The 19,478-nt window shown below is 43.1% G+C and carries 18 protein-coding genes; 8 read left to right on the forward strand and 10 right to left on the reverse strand.

What is annotated here, in order from left to right; all coding sequences use genetic code 11:
- Positions 1 to 150: 150 nt before the first annotated feature.
- Entirely contained in the window at positions 151 to 1,407 is a 1,257-nt protein-coding gene (locus tag M3636_RS21310) for a DUF445 domain-containing protein (protein ID WP_251383920.1), read from the reverse strand.
- A 399-nt stretch (positions 1,408 to 1,806) separates the two neighbouring features.
- Between M3636_RS21310 and M3636_RS21315 the strand changes: the two genes are divergently transcribed.
- Entirely contained in the window at positions 1,807 to 2,634 is an 828-nt protein-coding gene (locus tag M3636_RS21315; RefSeq protein ID WP_145408071.1) for an aldo/keto reductase, read from the forward strand.
- 125 nt (positions 2,635 to 2,759) lie between these two features.
- On the opposite strand, the gene M3636_RS21320 is transcribed toward M3636_RS21315, so the two are convergent.
- Positions 2,760 to 3,218 carry a cupin domain-containing protein gene (locus M3636_RS21320; protein ID WP_056703735.1) on the reverse strand — a complete coding sequence of 153 codons (459 nt, stop codon included), beginning with the start codon at positions 3,216 to 3,218 and terminating at the stop codon, positions 2,760 to 2,762.
- Between the two features lie 256 nt (positions 3,219 to 3,474).
- Between M3636_RS21320 and M3636_RS21325 the strand changes: the two genes are divergently transcribed.
- Entirely contained in the window at positions 3,475 to 4,326 is an 852-nt protein-coding gene (locus M3636_RS21325) for a helix-turn-helix transcriptional regulator (protein ID WP_251383921.1), read from the forward strand.
- 279 nt (positions 4,327 to 4,605) lie between these two features.
- On the opposite strand, the gene M3636_RS21330 is transcribed toward M3636_RS21325, so the two are convergent.
- Positions 4,606 to 6,219: a glycoside hydrolase family 28 protein gene (locus M3636_RS21330; RefSeq protein ID WP_251383922.1), complete on the reverse strand. Its 1,614-nt coding sequence runs from the start codon at positions 6,217 to 6,219 to the stop codon at positions 4,606 to 4,608.
- Between the two features lie 636 nt (positions 6,220 to 6,855).
- On the opposite strand from M3636_RS21330, the gene M3636_RS21335 reads away from it, so the two are divergent.
- The 5 genes from M3636_RS21335 to M3636_RS21355 all read left to right on the forward strand — a co-directional run bounded on the left by M3636_RS21335 (position 6,856) and on the right by M3636_RS21355 (position 10,573).
- Positions 6,856 to 7,584, forward strand: a complete 729-nt coding sequence (locus tag M3636_RS21335) for an amino acid ABC transporter ATP-binding protein (RefSeq protein ID WP_164848579.1) — start codon at positions 6,856 to 6,858, stop codon at positions 7,582 to 7,584.
- A gap of 32 nt (positions 7,585 to 7,616) precedes the next feature.
- The gene (locus M3636_RS21340; protein ID WP_251383923.1) at positions 7,617 to 8,456 is read left to right on the forward strand and encodes a transporter substrate-binding domain-containing protein; all 840 of its coding nucleotides are present in this window, start codon (positions 7,617 to 7,619) and stop codon (positions 8,454 to 8,456) included.
- Between the two features lie 103 nt (positions 8,457 to 8,559).
- Entirely contained in the window at positions 8,560 to 9,282 is a 723-nt protein-coding gene (locus tag M3636_RS21345; protein WP_251383924.1) for an amino acid ABC transporter permease, read from the forward strand.
- A gap of 34 nt (positions 9,283 to 9,316) precedes the next feature.
- Positions 9,317 to 9,967 (forward strand): amino acid ABC transporter permease, encoded by a 651-nt coding sequence (locus tag M3636_RS21350; RefSeq protein ID WP_145408077.1) that lies wholly within the window; start codon positions 9,317 to 9,319, stop codon positions 9,965 to 9,967.
- Between the two features lie 192 nt (positions 9,968 to 10,159).
- Entirely contained in the window at positions 10,160 to 10,573 is a 414-nt protein-coding gene (locus tag M3636_RS21355) for a hypothetical protein (RefSeq protein WP_251383925.1), read from the forward strand.
- Between the two features lie 73 nt (positions 10,574 to 10,646).
- Here the strand turns inward: M3636_RS21355 and M3636_RS21360 are convergent, their stop codons facing one another.
- From M3636_RS21360 to M3636_RS21390, 7 genes are all read right to left on the reverse strand, one after another.
- A complete protein-coding gene (locus M3636_RS21360) occupies positions 10,647 to 10,835 on the reverse strand; it encodes an aspartyl-phosphate phosphatase Spo0E family protein (protein ID WP_251383926.1) in 189 nt (62 codons plus the stop codon).
- A 368-nt stretch (positions 10,836 to 11,203) separates the two neighbouring features.
- A complete protein-coding gene (locus tag M3636_RS21365) occupies positions 11,204 to 11,911 on the reverse strand; it encodes an ATP-binding cassette domain-containing protein (protein WP_145408080.1) in 708 nt (235 codons plus the stop codon).
- Positions 11,912 to 11,923: 12 nt separating this feature from the next.
- Positions 11,924 to 12,682 (reverse strand): hypothetical protein, encoded by a 759-nt coding sequence (locus M3636_RS21370; protein ID WP_251383927.1) that lies wholly within the window; start codon positions 12,680 to 12,682, stop codon positions 11,924 to 11,926.
- A gap of 144 nt (positions 12,683 to 12,826) precedes the next feature.
- Positions 12,827 to 14,119 carry an ABC transporter substrate-binding protein gene (locus tag M3636_RS21375; protein WP_251383928.1) on the reverse strand — a complete coding sequence of 431 codons (1,293 nt, stop codon included), beginning with the start codon at positions 14,117 to 14,119 and terminating at the stop codon, positions 12,827 to 12,829.
- Positions 14,091 to 15,383: an ABC transporter substrate-binding protein gene (locus tag M3636_RS21380; protein ID WP_251383929.1), complete on the reverse strand. Its 1,293-nt coding sequence runs from the start codon at positions 15,381 to 15,383 to the stop codon at positions 14,091 to 14,093. The genes M3636_RS21375 and M3636_RS21380 overlap by 29 nt, the downstream gene beginning before the upstream one ends.
- A gap of 346 nt (positions 15,384 to 15,729) precedes the next feature.
- On the reverse strand, positions 15,730 to 17,127 hold the full coding sequence (locus tag M3636_RS21385) for a helix-turn-helix domain-containing protein (RefSeq protein WP_251383930.1): 1,398 nt from the start codon (positions 17,125 to 17,127) through the stop codon (positions 15,730 to 15,732).
- A 118-nt stretch (positions 17,128 to 17,245) separates the two neighbouring features.
- A complete protein-coding gene (locus M3636_RS21390) occupies positions 17,246 to 17,821 on the reverse strand; it encodes a TetR/AcrR family transcriptional regulator (RefSeq protein WP_128099977.1) in 576 nt (191 codons plus the stop codon).
- 190 nt (positions 17,822 to 18,011) lie between these two features.
- Here M3636_RS21390 and M3636_RS21395 point away from each other — a divergent pair, with 190 nt between their 5' ends.
- A complete protein-coding gene (locus tag M3636_RS21395) occupies positions 18,012 to 19,226 on the forward strand; it encodes an MFS transporter (protein WP_251383931.1) in 1,215 nt (404 codons plus the stop codon).
- Positions 19,227 to 19,478 lie beyond the last annotated feature (252 nt).

Genomic DNA, 19,478 nt, shown 5'->3' on the forward strand with positions numbered 1-19,478 from the left:
ATATTACCCTTTTTCCCGATACATGCATCATATTTGCGTAAGGTAATTTGATTATTTTTCCAATGCACGACAAAAAGAGCCTGCTCTCGAACGAGCGGCTCTGGGACACTTTACTTACATCACTTATTAAAATCAGTTGTTTAGACACATTTATTCCAATACGATCCGTAGTGCAGTCAGTGCGATACCAATAATAAAACCTGTAACCGCTCCGTTGATTCGAATCCATTGCAGATCCTGACCAACCTTATCCTCAATTAAAGAGACTAAGGATGCATTGTCCATTTTATCAACATTTTCGCGTACGAGGTTACCGATTTTGGAATGGTTTTTCTCCAGCAGTGTGGTTATGCCTTCTACGATCTTCGCATTCAGGCTCGTCAGCAGCGCCTCATCTGCTCGCAGATCAGACAACACCCGCTCAATTGCAGGCAGCGCATACGTATCCACATATTGCCCGTCTTCCATGCCAGCAAGTGCTTTGTCTCTTAGTTCAGTGAGCTTATTCAGCACCGTTTCCTCTGCATTCCAGCCGTCAAGCATACTATTCTTCCAATCATTTAGCCCTTGCTGCACACTCTCACTCATCGCTATGCGAACCGTCTGTGTCCGCACCAGATCAAGCACTTTGTAACGAAGCGCACTGCCTTCCCGTTTCATGTCCTCTACCCGGTCAAACAGATATCCTTGCAAAATACTACCGAGACGCTCTTCATTCAAATAACCCATGAACGCATTCATCGCAAATTGCATTAATCCATTCAACTGAATACCGCTGACCGCTTTCATGCCCGCTTCACCCAAGAACATGATGGTTTCTGGTTTCACAAGCCATTCTTCCGCCTGCTTCAGTCCATAATCCAGCGCTTTAACGTCGTATCCCCGCTCACGCATCTGAATGGATGCCCGCTCTAGAATCGGCCCAAGATCAAAAGCACCCGCTTGCGACTTAATCTCACGCGCCACCAGTGGAGCAATCTGCTCCACCGGCAGTCCAGCAAGAATTCGTTTGCAGAGTGTATCAATCATCGTTTTGGCGCCATCCGTATGAAGCTCTTTAGCGAATGTATCAAGTACCGTCTCCGCTGCTTTGTAGCCTGCGATCTTCTCCGTAATACTGTCTTTGTTGAGCAGATTATTCTCAACTGCAGAGACCAGCCCTTCGGTCATCTTATCTCTATTCTTCGGCAGCAATGCCGTATGTGGAATCGGAATGCCTAGCGGATGGCGGAATAATGCCGTTACAGCGAACCAATCTGCGAGTCCACCTACCAGTCCAGCCTCAAATGATCCAACCAGCATTTTACCGACTAGACTTCCCTGGAATGGCAACGATGCGGCAAATCCCGCCCCCATGATGACGAGTGACCATGCTGCTGCTTTTTTAGTTTGTTTAGGTTTAGCCATTACCCTTGCTCCTTTATGATTAATCACACCGTTCCAGCCGCTATGGGCTAGTCGTGTATAGCATCTACATTATGTACGCACTTCTAGAGGTTGTTCAAAAGTCCACTTTTGATTACGAAGGTACTTAAAACCGTCCTTTTTGAACACGTTCTTCTAATCGAAATAGACCATCGCCGTTTCGTATACTTCATCTTATCACCCGAACGCATCAAATCCAAACCTCTACCGGGCAAAAAGCGTAAATTTTCACGATGAGTATAAGTAGATCGACATGTGCTAACATCTTGTTCTGCACCAAAATACAAGACTATAATTATGAGGTACTCTATTGCTTGATAGGGTAATACATACAGAGAGCGAGTTAGTTAATCCATCTATCTTAAGGGAGGAATTCGGATCATGAAACATCTGCAAGATTCAACTACACTGTATAACGGCGTCAAAATGCCTTGGTTAGGTTTGGGTGTATTCAAGGTGAAGGATGGAGAAGAAGTTGTTGAAACGGTGAAAACGGCCATTCAGGCAGGGTACCGCAGCATCGATACTGCCAAAGGTTATAACAATGAATCCGGCGTTGCCCAAGGTATTCGTGAATCCGGAATCGCCCGGGAAGATCTGTTTATTACGACCAAAGTGTGGAATGGCGATCAAGGATATGAATCCACATTGGCCGCATTTGAAGCAAGTATGGAACGACTTGAACTCGAAGTTCTCGATCTCTATCTCATCCACTGGCCTGTAAAAGGAAAGTACAAGGATACATGGAGAGCACTAGAGAAGCTACATCAAGAAGGGCGCATCCGCGCCATTGGGGTGAGTAACTTCCAGATCCACCACCTTGAAGACCTGATGACGGATGCTAAGATCAAACCTGCGGTCAATCAAGTCGAGCTGCACCCCTTGCTGATCCAGACGGAACTAAGAGAGTACTGCGCCAAACATCAGATTCAGATCGAAGCTTGGTCACCACTGGGACAAGGTCATTTGGTAGAACACCCATTATTGCAAACGATCGCAGCCAAATATAACAAAACAGCTGCACAAGTAATTCTACGTTGGGATTTGCAAAACGGCATCGTTACTATACCCAAATCCGTTACACCAGAGCGTATTCGCGAGAATGCCGATGTATACAATTTTGAATTAACAGCAGAAGATATCGAACAGATCAACAGTCTGAACGAGAATAAACGCTTCGGTTCTGATCCAGATAACTTCAATTTCTAGAGCGAAATGATACAGTAACACATGATATTAAAATTAAAATCCCGACCTTATGCATGACTGCATTGGAGTCGGGATTTATTATCTTTGGGTCAATGTATGACCCTATTCAGCTTAACCTTTTTGACTTAGCCTTTGGATACCAGCTTGAAGTCATCAAAGTGGAAACCTGGTGCTACAACGCATGTCACGAGTACAGGTTCATCGCCAAGCGGGCGTGCTGTCTGCCATACGCCGGCAGGAACAAGCACTTGTGGTGATTGTCCAGCAGCGAGATCCATACCGAGCACGAGAACCTCTTCGTTTTCTGGATTCTCTCCATTACCACCCAGCTTCAACTCAACCGGGCTACCGCTATGCCACAACCACAGTTCATCAGATAACACCGTGTGCCACTCTGAGATTTCATGCTTGTGCAGCAAAAAGTATGTCGAGCTTGCTGAGAATCGAGGTCCCGAGTATGCTTCCGGCAGTACGGATTGTGGGATCTGATAAGAAGCTTTCCATACTTCCTTATACCAACCGCCTTCAACGTGAGGCTGCATGTCCAGTGCCGCAACCAGAGGCGATAATTCATGTGTCGTCATATCCTATTTCCTTCCTTCCACATCTAATTGGAGGTACTCTTCATCTAGAGTTTTGCCTCGCTCTCCCTACTGTAAAACATCGTTAGCTTTTTGTCACCTTTAGGCTGCATCACAACTGCCCAATTGGATTGCCTTCTCGTATGTCTCTATCTGCACAACATGCCACAGTCTTGGTTGAGAGCGTTTACAATAAACTGGATTTTCCGTTATGATATAAATATCATCGTTAACCGCCGAAGCAGAGAGGAGCCGTGTTATGAGTGTCATCGAAGATCGAATCGGACCGAAATATCGAATTGGAGATCATTCCTTCACCATAGAGCATATGCGCAGACATGACGGGAACGCCATGCCACAGCCCCACGCTCACCCTTTTTACGAGCTATACTATCTGCTTGAAGGAGAACGTGTATATTCCATGAACGGTCAGCTGCTCAACGCGAGCAAAGGTGATCTGATCTTAATTAATCCACACGACGTACACATTACGTCTAAAGGAAGCATTCCTAGTTTTGAACGTATCCTCGTCGGATTCTCTCCCTCGTTCGCCACGGGAATGGAGCTTGGCATCTGTGGTCTGCTTCCGTTCGAACGTTCACGATTACTGCATGTTCCCGAATCGGAACAGCCTGAGATACAACGCTTGTTGGAGCAAATGCTACGCGAGTGTAAAGATCGTCGTCCTTATTATGAAATTGTTGTACGCAGCCTGCTCTCCCAGCTATTAATCAGCATTCATCGCGCTTTAGAGATGACACGGCAAATGATGCCGGAGCCAATCCACCCCATGCATGACAAAATTACCGAAGTTGCCCGTTACGTGAACACTCATTATAACGAACCACTTACATTGGAGGAAGCAGCCGCTCGTTTCTATATAAGCCCATCCTATCTGAGTCGCATGTTCAGCCGGTTAACTGGTTTTCGATTTAGTGAATATCTGCGCGTTGTCCGGGTTCGGGAAGCCCAGCGTAGATTATTGTCCACACAGGAGCGTGTGCAGTTCATTGCGGAGAAGGTAGGGTTTGAACATACAGCACATTTTAACAAAACCTTTAAACAGGTCACAGGCACCACACCACTTCGTTATCGCAAAGAGCATCGGTAAGAGATCTTAGTGATGTTAGCGTAGGATACCTGTACCTGTATCCGAACATGCACGACATCTCTGTACACATCTAACGCATCAAAACAAATTAGAAATAGACCGCATAATTAACATGCGATCTACCTATAGTGAGGCTAGTATGGCATCCAGGATAGCCGAGTGGGTAGCCTTAATGACCAAACACATTTCCATCTCCATATAAAAATGCACCATTCAGTCCTTCATCGGAGATCATCGCTACACCACTTCGGCTACATCGAATCCCATTCGAATAGCCATTTATTGACGAATCAATGCACCACTTCTAACATTTGGCCCAATAGAAATCTGTCTTCCCTCGGTATCTGCTATTTCTCCCCGGCACACAATACCTGTCGTATCATGTCCTGTAATCCGCAAAAGTCGACCATCCGCACCTGTTCCTTCGATGCCTTCAAGCTCCGCTCCTTTGCACTGATGAAGCTCAATCAGCGAGCCTTCAGCTACGGTGAGCTGCAGATCGGCAATTCGTACATGTTTCGCATGTGAACATTGCACACCTTTCTGCGCAGACACACGGTATCCCTCAATCACCAATCCATCCAGAGGCATTTCCGGTAAACCACTCACCAATAACGCCGTGTCCGCCCCAGAGCAGACTACATCCTTAATTCGAATATCCCGGAACACCGGCGTCTCTTCAGTGACTTCGTGTGCAATGTCACTTCCTCGTGCCGAGCCTTCCTGATTCGCATAGAAAAATGAGAATGAGATCGCTTCCATAATAATGTCTTTCATATAGATTCGTTCAATCTCAATGTCCTCCACTACACCGCCGCGACCACGTGCACTCTTGAAACGAAGCCCAATATCTGTTCCAATAAACGTACAATCCGACACACGCACATGTCTCACACCACCAGACATTTCACTACCAATGACGAAGCCGCCATGACCGTGGTACACGGTACATCCTCGTATGGTAACGTACTCAGATGGCAAGCCTAGTTCGCGACCTTCGGCATCCTTGCCTGACTTCATACAGATCGCATCATCTCCAACGTCGAAGACACTATTCTCTACCAGAACATAACGGCAGGATTCGATGTCAAGTCCATCCCCATTCTGAGAAAACCACGGATTACGAACGCTGACGTTACGAATCGTCACATGCTCTGAAGCCCAAGGGTGTAAGTTCCAGGCTGGAGAATTCTGAAAGGTTGGTCCGTCCAACAATACTCGTTTACATCTACGCAAACTCACCATATTCGGTCTAAGAAAATCCCTGATCCCCTCGTAAGCTGACAGGTCACGTACTTGTTCTACATGCATACGATTAGCAACTGCATTTCCCTCAAGCGCGGCTTGGGATGGCCACCAGATCTCTTCCTCATTGCTTGTGTGTTCGATTACACCACCGGAGGATACTAATGCTTCCCACTGCGAAGCCGTCAGTTTGGAACGTTTGACAGGTCGCCACGCCTCACCATTGCCGTCCCATACACCTTCACCCGTAATGGCGATATCCTCTAACTGATCTCCATCAATCGGAGATTGACAGCGCACAGCCTGCCACCCCTCAAAGGTAGATGCAATCAAAGGATATTGATCAAAGTCTCGACTGAAGGTGACTAGCGCTCCAGCCTGGACATGCAGTTCAATCCGACTGTGCAAAATAATCGGACCCGTGAGCCAGACACCAGCAGGAATAACAATTCGTCCCCCACCCGCCTCCGAACAAGCCGCGATCGCAAGCCGGAATACCTCTGTATTATCGGTTACACCATCTCCTACAGCCCCAAATTCAGTAATCAGAAAATCCTGAGCAGGAATGTTAGGTAAGGAAACGTCGTATGATACTTTATCAGACGTTAATTCCTCACCAGCACGTATTGCGGAATTATATGTATTCATCGCGTAGTTATCATCCTTTCTGCTTCTTATTGGATTATATAAATTGAACAGAAGGATATTTACACTTGCCACTCCGATGACAGAATAACCTTACGATCGCTGTTATCCCCAGATTTTTTTGATTCCCTTTTCCATAGAGAAAATCCGGTGATAAAGGCGAACGCTCTGCTTCTCCATGTTATTTCTGTCCTCTCCGTTCTCGTGTAAATGTTTCGTTCAATTTATATAGATTAGGCTTATGCGGAATATTCTCGCTCCATCATATCAGTAGCAGTGGGATCAAAGGTTGATCTTTTTTGCCAACTACGAATGGAACTTGATGTTATTTGTTCGGATTCTGGGTGGTCTAACAGAATATCTCTTTCATCATACTACAACCATCTATTCCAATGTCTGTAAATTAACTAGGAAAATTGGATCATTTTTCTGTCAGAATTCGTCACAGCAAATCTTTTAACATAACAAAGATATAACACAATATAAGTGTTAGCCCTACTCAACCCATTACTTATGTCACATTTTATAACAAATTAATTGCCACATATAGGATGACTATGTATGATGAAATAACCACTTCCAATGTTTTCCTAAATATTCCTTTTCAAACTAACGTTGCAGAAAGGATGGGATGCACTGTTGATTGAATTCAAAGGGGTTCAGAAGCACTTTGGTCACTTCCACGTTCTCAAGGATATCCATCTTCGGATTGAAGAAGGTGAGGTTGTCGTCATTATCGGGCCTTCCGGCTCAGGCAAAAGCACTTTGCTCCGTTGTATTAATCGTCTAGAAACCATTTCTGGAGGCGAGCTCGTCGTTAGCGGGATTCCTTTACATCAGAAAAAGATAGACATTAACCTCTTCCGCCGTGACATAGGCATGGTATTTCAACACTTCAATCTCTATCCCCACAAAAAAGTCATTGATAACATCACCCTGGCACCGATGAAGGTGCGCAAACAACCCAAGGAACAGGCAGCTGCTACGGCTATGAAATATCTGACCCGAGTAGGCATTGCCGAGAAAGCAGACAGTTATCCCTCACAGTTGTCTGGTGGACAACAACAGCGTGTAGCGATCGCTCGCGGTCTAGCGATGGAGCCCAAAATCATGCTTTTTGATGAACCAACCTCTGCATTGGACCCCGAAATGATCGGGGAAGTGCTTGATGTCATGCGTTCCCTCGCACACAACGGGATGACAATGGTTGTTGTTACCCACGAGATGGGCTTCGCCCGTGAAGTGGCTGATCGCGTTATTTTTATGGATGAAGGTCGCATTGTGGAGGAAGCTTCTGCTGCCTCGTTCTTTGACAACCCTAGAGAGGAACGTGCCCAACAATTCCTGAGTCGTCTGATTCACCACTAATATCATTCCATTGGAAAAGGGGTCTTTAACAAATGAAGAACATATTGAAGTGGCCGTCACTCATGCTCGTATTGATTTTGGCGCTTGTCATCTCTGGTTGTAATACCGGTGGGGATTCATCATCTGGATCCGGTGGATCTGGTGACAACACCTCGGAAGCCAAAGGTACCATTGAACAGATTAAAGAACGGGGCAAACTCATTGCTGGCGTGAAATACGATACCAAGCTGTTTGGACTCAAAGACCCTGCAAGCGGTGAGGTCGAAGGCTTCGATATCGATATCGCGAAGGCACTCGCCAAACAAATTCTTAGAGATGAAACCAAGGTCGAGCTGAAGGAAGTAACATCTAAAACTCGTATTCCGTTGCTGCAAAACGGCGACATTGACATCATTATTGCCACAATGACAATTACGGATGAACGTAAGGAGCAGGTTGATTTCAGTGATGTTTATTTCGAGGCAGGGCAATCTTTGCTTGTGAAAAACGACAGTGATATCACCGGACTAGAGAGCCTTGGAGGGGTAAAGGTGTTAGCCGTGAAGGGCTCCACTTCTGCTCAGAACATTCGTGAAAAGGCGCCAGATGCCGAAGTGCTGGAATTCGATAACTATCAGGATGCCTTTAAGGCGCTGAAAGCAGGAAAAGGTGAGGCATTAACGACAGATAACATCATCCTAATTGGTATGCAGCAAACAGATAATAACTATAAGCTGGTCGGTGGCAATTTCACCAGCGAGCCTTATGGTATGGCGATTCGCAAAGGCGACTCTGCCTTTGTTTCTGAAGTAAACAGCTTACTCAAGAGCATGCAGGATAGTGGAGAGTACGACACTTTGCATGAGAAATGGCTGGGCGCCAAGCCTGAGTAACTTCGATTAACTGATGGTTCAGCGGCGATGGTATGTTGTGATCCTCCCTGTCAGGGTGAATCAGCATCGCCGCTCACATCTGAGGAACGGAGGCTTTCCCTGAATGGGCAATTTGGACTTTAACGTTCTGATCCGACATTCGGATCGTTTTCTGGAAGGATTCTGGAACACAATTCAAGTAAGCATCATGGCGTTGATCGGCAGCTTTATCCTTGGAGCGATTATTGCTATTTTCCGCATCTCTCCGATCAAGCCATTAAACTGGATTGGCACAGCTTTTGTGGAGTTTATTCGCAACATTCCTTTGCTGCTTGTCGTATTTTTTTTCTATCTAGGACTGCCTGCAATTGGCATCTCGCTCGATGGTTTCATCTCCGGCACGCTGGGTCTAACAATCTATACTGCGGCATTTATCGCCGAGGCGATTCGAGCGGGAATTCAGTCCGTACCACGTGGTCAGCTAGAAGCAGCGCGCTCTTCCGGTTTATCTTACGTACAGGCGATGAATCTGGTCATTCTGCCACAAGCAATCAAAATTGTACTGCCGTCCATTGGCAATCAATTCATTAATCTGGTCAAAAATTCATCCATCCTTGCGGTCGTAGCAGGTATGGATTTGATGTATTTTGCCGATCTCATCAACTCAGATACCTTCCAACCTCTAAGCGTGTATACCATTGTCGCTCTCTTCTATCTGGCTCTAACGTTACCCCTCAGCTTGCTCGTTCACTATATGGAGCGGCGATTTGGACAGAGTGACGCTGAATCAACCACCACGAAGGGAAAATCGAACAAGCCGAAGCCAACAGGTCAGGTCACCATGTGATCAGGTCTTATCTCGAAAAGGAGGTCGATGAATTATGGACTTCAGCGGGGCCTATGCCTGGCCCAACCTTCGTTTTCTATTACAAGGATTTCTACTTACCCTGCAAGTCGCAGGGTTATCTATTGTGTTTAGTTTCGCACTGGGCACGATTCTAGGGACGATTCGGTACACCCGCATCCCGGTGTTGTCCCAGATTGTCGCAGTCATTGTAGATACCATTCGTAATTTACCGTTATTACTTATCATTTTCTTCATCCATATCGTATTGCCTCAAATGGGGATCAAGCTGTCCGTGTTCTGGTCTACTGTTGTGGGTCTGAGTTTGTTCGAAGGAGCAATGATCGCGGAGATTGTTCGTAGCGGTCTCAAATCCATTGAACGTGGACAGATCGAAGCAGCTCGTTCCTCAGGGTTAAGTTACATGCAGACACTGAGTGGAATTATTATGCCTCAGGCGTTACGACGGATGTCTCCACCCATGGTCAGCCAGTTTATCTCGCTGCTCAAAGATACGTCGCTGGCAATCATCATTTCTCTACCTGAATTAATGCATCATGTGCAGATTCTAGGTGGTCATAGCTTCGATTATATTATTCCGGCTCTATTGCTGGCAGCCGTGCTGTATTTTGTCGTCAATTATGCCTTGTCCATCGTGGCCAAGCGGCTTGAAGCTCGAATGAATTAACAAAAAAACATAACATGTGTACCACACGGTATCCATGTTATGTTTATTTGAGTTGAAGAAACAACTTATCACCGTTACGTTTGTTATTAGTATAGATCGTTCAACATTGAAGTTGAGATGGCTTGAGCTGAGTATCACTGCCTTGGCAGCTTATGTTGTTTTATTGCTCAAGTTACGTATGGAGGGGCTACTATGCTTACTAGAAAAGCAGCTATGATTATACTTGCGCTTGTCGTGGCAATCATATTCGTCGCAATCTACACGATGGCGAATTCACCGAATAGGGTTATTCAGACATACATATCCGAACAATTCGCAACGACTAATCCATCAGGTTCTTCCACTGATCCGGTAGCTCAATTCAATCAGTATGTTACAGATCATCAACTACCGACACCAACCGTGACATTCAATACAATCAAAAAAACATTTTCCTCTAGAGAGGTTCTAGTCAGCTTTGCGGTGTTTACCTATGCTGAAGATGGTCAACTCAAGAATATCCACTCCGGCATGTTATCCTTCTCGTTAACTCGCGATCTATTGCGTTGGCAGATAAACTCTATTGATATCATAAACGATATGCAGCTAGCCAATAACACTCCATAGCCGTGCAAGGTAATATGTGCTTAGAGGTAGTTATGGTTGGGTTAAAGGTATGCATAAAAAAACAGCCAATTACCTAGGAAATTGGCTGTCGGTTTAGAATATGTGTCTTGTACTTAAAACGATTATATTCATTAATTAGTTCATCTAATATCATGGACTGCTGCAGGACTTGGCCGTCTTGCATGCCCTGATTTTCCGCCATACGACATAACTTTTGCCTGCTCCATTCAATTTGGTCGCTGATATTCTTACGCTCATTCACAGCATGCACCCCCTTTATTTGTACTATTATAGAATATATTGCTAAAAAATTTACAATGAAATCCTTTGCAAAACAAAATGTTTATTTGCATCCCAATTCTTTCACAATCAAGCCCTTTTCATCTACACTTCGGTATTGGCATAAGCCTACAAGATATAGATATTTGAATCCTTCTACCTTCCATATATCGCATCAGTGAAAGAATATCTTACATCAGGCAAGCATGTAGAGACGTATTTGCCATAGACCGTTTGCACGCAAGGTCGTTCTAACATTCCATCTCTAAGATTAATAAGTTGGATGTCACCGCTTATACTTTTTCCACCCGATTAATGAAGAGGATAATAAAGAAAAGGTTTTCGATTCACTCATTGAACTTTCAGTAGAAATGCATCGTCCGGATTTTCTCCCTCTACGTTCTGAATAAACTCAGCGTATGAACCACTAAAGGATATTCTGCCCTGATGCAGTAGATGGAGCGTACATTGAACCCTTTGGAAATCATGTAAATGATGACTGGATAATAACACCGTGCATTCCTTGTGTAGTGCAAGTTTTTCGATTCTTTTTAATATGTACTGCCTCATCTCGGGGTCAATTCCAGCCATTGGTTCATCAAAGATGTACAGTTTCCTATCCATCAGGGTAATGGCCATAATACAGAGATACCTTCGTTCTCCAACAGATAATTGCCCAAACTCCATATTCCATATCCGTCTTACCATATCAATCTCAGAATTGCTCATATCTTCATCGACATAAGGCTCATTCGTAACTCGAATACGGTTGGCATGATCGGAATATAGAAAGAAACGAAATACATCCTTCGACTTCAACGTAGGTGGGAACACTAAGCCTTGAAGCTGATAGATCATATCCTTCTCCTCAGGCACACCTCTAATTTCGGGAGGACGTTTAATGACATTGGTGATGAGATCGAATAGTGTTGTTTTGCCTGAACCATTCTTGCCAACAATCATGTTCACGGTTCCTGCCCGGAATTCTACACTCAAACGATCTAAGTTCTGACGCGCCGACTTGCGGTAGGAAAAACTTACATTGTCTATTGTAATCATGGCATCCTCCTGCTATGTCCGATGAGTTCTTGATATGACGTTTACAAGTTTAAGGGCAATCAATCCACAGATCACATAACAAGCCGAGATTATGCCAACAACCCCAATGCTCTCGTGCGGAAAAGAATGACCCGTAAACCAATCTGCAAAGATAAACGTAATATTTCTGACATATTCAAGCGGATTGAACAGTACGAACAGGAAGCTATACTCCGTAGAATATGCAAATCCTTTGGCAGATACAAAAAATAACACCAACAAACTCATACTAATTACTGCGTTCAACGACTCTTGTCTAATCGGGATAAGCATCAGAACCAATGTTAGCAAAATAAGAATAATAGCTCCCAGTATACAGCTCATAATGGCAGTAATGAGAAACGTCACGAGTTGTGCCGGTTCTAAGAACATCACACCTGTTACGAATGACACCAGAAAGATTGTAGCTATAATGAACAAAACCTGATTCAGAGCCTTGCCCCAAATAAAAGGATATTTACTTCCTGATATAAATTTGAACATTTTATAGAAGCCGTTCTCTCTCAAAGCAATTAAATGGGTAGCCACTTCAATGGACATTAACAACGTAATATATGAAATAAAAAAGCTCGTTTGAATGTAAAAATCAATTGTGGTGGGTCTAGAATCAAACCAGGAATAATTATAAATAAGAAAAGCAACGAGCGGAAAAATTAAATACCATACAAAGGCTACTTTATTGCTTAACATCATCTTTACAAAAAGCCTGAGATACTCATATGTTATTCTCATAGCGCTCTCCAATTCACCATTTGCAAATGATAACAAATGTAATTTTAATCCTTATTTTTACAATGGTCAATTCAATTTTTCAATTTTTCATACCTTATTTTCTTGTTTTTTGTTAGACGTGAACTTTTCAGGAACCTTCTGCAATCACCCTTCCCTTAGCATCTCCTCACGATAGATATTACTCCCCTGACTAACGATTTCTTTGTACATCTGCTCTGTACTTTTCTCATCTTTCACACCAACTTCTAAAACAGATTTCAGCATTTCACCAAACTCTTCTTGAAAACCTTGGGATAGATCATCGTAATATCCTCTTCTTGTATCGACTTTTTTCTGAATTAAATGGTTGATCTCAACTCCGCTGTAACTTCCTAATTTAGAGGTAAGGGCCGGTAAGCTCCCTATATAATCCTGCGTTTGAAGATGATCTGCCGATTCCTCACTCATTAAATACGCGATAATTTTCCACACTTCTTCCTTGTTAGCTGATTCTTGGTTTATTGAAAGCACATGATTGAACTGCAAGCCTGAGCTCAGCTCCGTATGTAGAGGATCGCTCGGATAGCTTACCACTCCCCATGAGAAAGAATTTTGTTGTTGCAGCTTAGGAATCATGCTTATATTGGAGGACAACATCGCAGACTTTCCTTTTAGAAAATGTTCTCCCGTCCCTTCGATTAAACCGCCTTGCTTCTGTAAGTTCACCGCTAGCTCTATCATTTTGAGCCAATCCTTCTCATTAAAGATAAGCTCTTGATTTTGGTCATCCAGCAACCTTATTTTATTTGTGGCGAGAATTGTCATCACTACATGTTGGGGTGTAGCTTCTCCGCCCTCAAATCCGTACCTGTCTCCATCAGCAAATCGATTAGACAAGGATAATAATTGTTCCCAGCTCATTTGATCTGTCGGGTAATCGACCTGTATGGAGTCAAATAAATCTTTGTTGTAAAAAATCCCCGAAACCGCAACCTGGGGTGCAAGACCCAACAGTTCTCCCGATTCGTTCGAAAGAACTTCTTTCATTTGATCATAATAATCATCAAGCTGTATTTCTTTCGTTGAATCTTGCAGATACGGGTTCATACTTTCAATTCGATCTGTTTCACGCAAATTGCGGAATGTTGGCAGATACGAAATAATTAGATCCGCATGACTATCTTCGAAAAAACGTTCGTCCTCATATAAACTATCGTTGTTTGATGAGATCACATTAAAAGTCACGCTCGGAAACTTACTCATGATATGATTGCCATAGTATTGATAGAATGTCTCCTCACTCTGAGGAGTCAGAACGGTAAGTTCCTTATTCGTTATAGGTTCAATTTTTTCTTTGGTAGATTCACCAAGCAAGCCACAACCTGTTAACAAACTGAGTAATAAGGCAATCGAGAACCAAGCTAATATATTATTTTTGTGCTTCTGTATATAATACATGCGTTAAATCCTCCTGCATTTTATCAATAATGGAATGGAGAGAATCCGGATTTTTTATTGCATCTTGTATGCCATCATTTATAATACGATCTGTCTTTTGCTTCAATTCAATATGCAGAGGTACTCGCTCCATCAGAGTACTGACCGAATGCTTTAACGTATAGAAAACATCTTGTTCTGTTCCCGGCTTTAGTTGCCTTATAGACGTGGTGAATTTATCCATACTTGAGTTAGAACGCATCTCCGTAGTTCTTTTATTGTTCAATTGCATCCATACTTCAGTGGTGGTAGCCAAGTTCTGCGCATTATTGCTTATTCCACTCATAATTGGGTAGGTTATCGTGGTACTGACATCAGGATTCTCCGTACCCACAGGTTCCGTTACAACACCCCAATTAACCTTTGGATTCAAGCTCTGAACTTGCTTCATAAAATAAGGCGTTTCCAAGATCATCGCAACTTTCCCCTGACTGAACAGGTCGATTTGAATACCTCCCTCGATACTTATACCGCCACTTGAATATGCTGTGACTGCATTAGTTATCAAGTCTTTCCAAAATTCAGTTCCAACGTGAGCCTGTTGCTGTGAAGCATCATACCATCTTCGGCTATCTGCCTTGCCCATCTCGATTATCAAATCAGCGTAATCATAATATGGTGTGTACAGACCTCGGAGGTCGGAATTGCCAGAGAAACGCTGGGTCAGCAATAGCAACTCACGCCATGTCATTCGGTCAGCAGGCTCCGGAATACCATACTCGGCAAAAACATCTTTGTTATAGAATAAAGCCTGGGATACCATGGATTGAGGGAATGCATAAATACTACCGCCCCCCATCTCATTGAGCGTAGTTAATACATGCTCATTAATCCCTGCAGTAAAGTCTTTATCTGTGGCAAAGATAGAGAGATCCTTCAGCATATTCTCGTTCTGCAGCTCCATATAAACTTCCGATGGAAAAAATAAAATATCTGGGCTTTCTGATTTTATCAAGTCTATGTAGCCCTTAACGTTCCAATCGAGGTCACCTTTCGGAATATATTTCATTGCATCCCAAATTCCCTCTCCCATGACTCCTTTGTACTCTATTATTTCTATGTTGGTATCGCTAAATTGCGTATCTATTATACTTCCATAATCTCGTCTGAAATCAGCATATGAACTGTATAGAACTTTTATATTTTTAGTCTCTGTTGATTCAGGATGACTACAAGATGTTATGATCAACAGAATTACAATCCATATTATAAAACACTTCTTCATGCTGCTTTCCTCCTACTGCGTCCCCAAAACACCGATGTGATTCAAATTTTAATATTTAATTTTATGGATAATTATTGTATTATTTGTTTTTATTTGAATTTATTCAATTAACAAAACTATAATTCCTTTTGCAGTAATATGACAATCGTTTTTTTAGGAAACCTTTGAATTACCAAATAGAAGGCTAACAATATACACGAAAAAGCCCTACTTTCATAACTGAAAATAGGGCAAATGTTACTCATATAAACTATACAAAGATCAAAATCCGCCTACACCATGATTAAAAACAGTATTTACGATAGAATGTATCCCACTATCAACACTCGAAAATAGAAGAAATAAACTAAAGAGCGTTAACACTAACTTTGCTTTTCTTTTCATAACGACCATAGACCCCCTTAATAATGTTTAAATAACTAAGTTTTATTGACTCTGATGCATGCTCCCTGTGTTCTTCAAATAAACCAACACAAAAGATGATTGTAGAAGTATCGTTAATTTTATGAGCTGACTCTAAACAAGTTATTAAATATTTAAACCCTTCTTCATATCTATCCTTGGATAGTTGATAAAGTGCTAACCCAGCCCAAAATTTAGTATATCTTTCGTCTTTGATCTGACTGTTATAGCTATTATCCAAATAACTATCCTGGTACAAGATATGAATATATGGATTAAATCTCTTGAGAGCTTGATCTACATCCAGATTATATGAATTGGCAGCTTCCATAATTTTAACCAACCCAAGCAAGGTTTCATTTTCATTTTCTTCAATAAAATCGAGATAGGAATTAAGTGCCTCATAGTCACCCATCATTAATTTGTATAAGTAAGTGTTCGCTTTGCCCCAATTATTAAACCGATCAACAAATGAAAGCTCTTCTAGCGTAGGCTCTTCAATTACATTATTCAAATAGAGGTTCGTGTACTGTAATGCCTTCTCAAATTCCCCATTCTCTCCCCATACCGTAGCCTTTAATAGATATGAATAGGATTTATAAATAAATAAAGGGTGCTTCGATACTCGATGTATATCAGATGTATCCTTTTTCATTTTAATATATTTCTCCATAACCAAAACTCGTTGTTCCAGTTCCTCGGCTAATTGAAATACCTTATCCCAATAACATAACCCGCTGTATGTATTCGCCAGATCCTTAATGGCGTCAAGTTGTCGCTCCTCATCCAGCCGATTAATATACGGTTCGAACAGCACGGCAGCTCTCAGGTTTTGATTCTGATCCTGACTCAGCGAGAGGGTGAAAATACGATAATGACATAGTGCAAGTCGTTCCGAGTGCTGGTATTTCTCACATTCAGCCACACATTCATATAACATCAGTGCAGCTTGCTTCTGTCCTCGCTCGAACATGCCCTCAGCCATCTCAAACAGTTCCGATATATACGACCGATCATCCGTAACCTGCTGTATCACCCTATGAATGCAATCCAGCTTGTCCAATTCGGCACAGCGTTGCAAGAATGGCTCCAGTCTTCTCCAGTGTGGGGAAGATTCGACGAAGCATTCTGCTCCATACAGTTCATAGAAGTGACCTGGCTCTAGATTCATGCCTTGCGTAATGAGATCCAGTTGAGCCATTGCGATGGGTCTTGTGCCTTTGATTATTGCACTAAGTGTTCCAGCATTTACACCAGATAAATCGGCAAAATACTGCAGCGTATACCCCTGTTTCCTGATGTGATCCTCAATATAGGATCGTATCGTAGTTGTAGGTTCCAATACCTCCCACCTCCACAATAATAAATCCAAAAATTTGAATTTATATGATATACACAATTTTAATCCTTATTTTTACATCGGTCAATAAAAACCGTGGCAATTCGATATCCATGTCAACTTATTTTCTTATGCCGTCGAATAATGAAGTTACTACACGATTAACGTAACCATCCTCCATCGGCTCACCCGAAACTAACATTCGGTAGAAGATAGAGCCATATACCAGGTCGATACATAACGCAATGTCACAGTCTGGCTTCAGATCTCCGCGCTCCACACCTTTTTCAATAATCCCCCATGCCTCGCGTCGTCTTGGCTGAATGTAACGAGTCTGGTATTCCACCGCAAGTCCTGGATCGGACTGGCCTTCCCCAATAATCTCCGTAATGACTTTTCCCTCACGGCTAGTCAGAAACCGAGCCAAATTCGACGCGTGTAGCTGTATATCTTCAAATACAGAACCTGTATCAGGTACAGGTAGCCTCGCCGTCGCCTCATGCATGTACCCATCCATAATGACCGCACCTTTATTGGGCCACCACTTATATATCGTTGCTTTACTAACCTGTGCTCGCTCTGCAATTTTTTCAATCGTAACCGCTGCAAATCCGTGCTCCAAAAGCAGTTCATATGCCGCCGTCAAAATTGCATTTTGTGTTTCTACATTACGAGGCCGCCCTCTCTTGCCAGTCATTCGGTTTCCTCCTCGGTGCATTCTAGATATATCATACTAAAATCATAGTTCATTGAAAAACGCCTATTTACAATACTAAACGTTTAGTATATATTTATCAACAATAAGTGTACGAAGCGTTCACTTATTAGTTATTTCACTACGCTGATACAAACTGATTCCAACATCTTAGTACCGGAGGATGATAAACATGCCAACCAAACAAGCTTCAACAACCTCAGCACAATCTCAGCTCTCGCCCTGGATTGTGCTGCTTCTTGCTTCCGCGTGTGGTTTAATCGTAGCCAATCTCTATTATGCTCAGACCGTAGTAGGTCCGATCAGCATGACAACCGGATTATCTTCTGCCGCTTCCGGGTTAATTGTGACCTTAACCCAGTTGGGATACGTAATTGGATTGTTATTTATCGTTCCGCTCAGCGACATTATTGAGAATCGGCGTTTAGCCACACTTTCCTTAATCGTATTGGTTCTAGCTCTGATCATTGCCGCATTCGCCCCTCAAGCTGGTCTATTCCTAATGGTATCGCTATTCATTGGCGTAGGCTCTGTCGTAGCTCAAATTCTAGTCCCGTACGCCACTTATCTGACCTCCGAAGAGCAACGTGGACGCGTCGTAGGTAACGTCATGAGCGGTCTTCTGCTCGGCATCATGCTCGCTCGCCCTGTAGCAAGCTTTATTACGAGCATCTGGGGCTGGCAAGCCGTATTTATCTTCTCCGCCATCATGATTGCGCTATTGACCATCCTTCTGTCCCGCACTCTCCCTGTACGTCAGCCGAAGCCTAATTTAAATTACGGACAACTCATCATTTCTCTAGGTACTTTGTTGAAAAAACTCCCTTCATTGCGTCGCCGGGCACTGTACCAAGCTAGTCTGTTTGGTGCATTCAGCTTGTTTTGGACGACAGTCCCTATGCGGCTTGCCAATGACTTCAATATGTCACAGCAAGGTATCGCCTGGTTTGCATTAGCCGGTGTGGGCGGTGCGATTGCAGCACCAATTGCGGGAAGACTGGCCGATCGTGGGTTAACGCGGATCCTTACGGGTGCTGCAATGGTGATTGCATTACTGTCATTTGCGGTAACTTATCTATTCCAAAGCAACTCCACAACAGCTCTGATTGTATTGCTCATTGCAGCTATTACCTTAGATATGGCCGTATCCGGCAATCTCGTGCTTGGGCAACGCGTCATTTATTCTTTAGGGAATGAAGCGAGAGGACGAATCAACGGGATCTTCATGTCGATCTTTTTTATCGGAGGAGCTGCTGGTTCATCCATCGGAAGTTGGTCTTATGCCTATGGGGGCTGGGCGCTAACATCCATCATTGGAATCGCTATGCCACTTCTCGCTTTCCTGTACTATTCTACGGAAAAGAACACACGCCACATTCAAGATTAATGACTCACTGCCTCTCTATGGCTGCACACGAAACGAGCCGTTCATCGCCATAATGATGAACGGCTCGTTTATTTAGACTCATTTTAGCAACATAAAAAGCATGATCGTAAATGATACACCACAGCGAAAATTTGCTTATAGAAAAAATCCATTAGAAGAAAGACGGACAACATGGTACAGTTATATCAACTTACATATCATACTATTCAGATTGGATTAAACAATAATACATTCGTTTCTTACTTCACTCAA

Origin of the sequence: Paenibacillus sp. MER 99-2 (genome assembly GCF_023714095.1) — a bacterium.
Lineage (GTDB): Bacteria > Bacillota > Bacilli > Paenibacillales > Paenibacillaceae > Paenibacillus.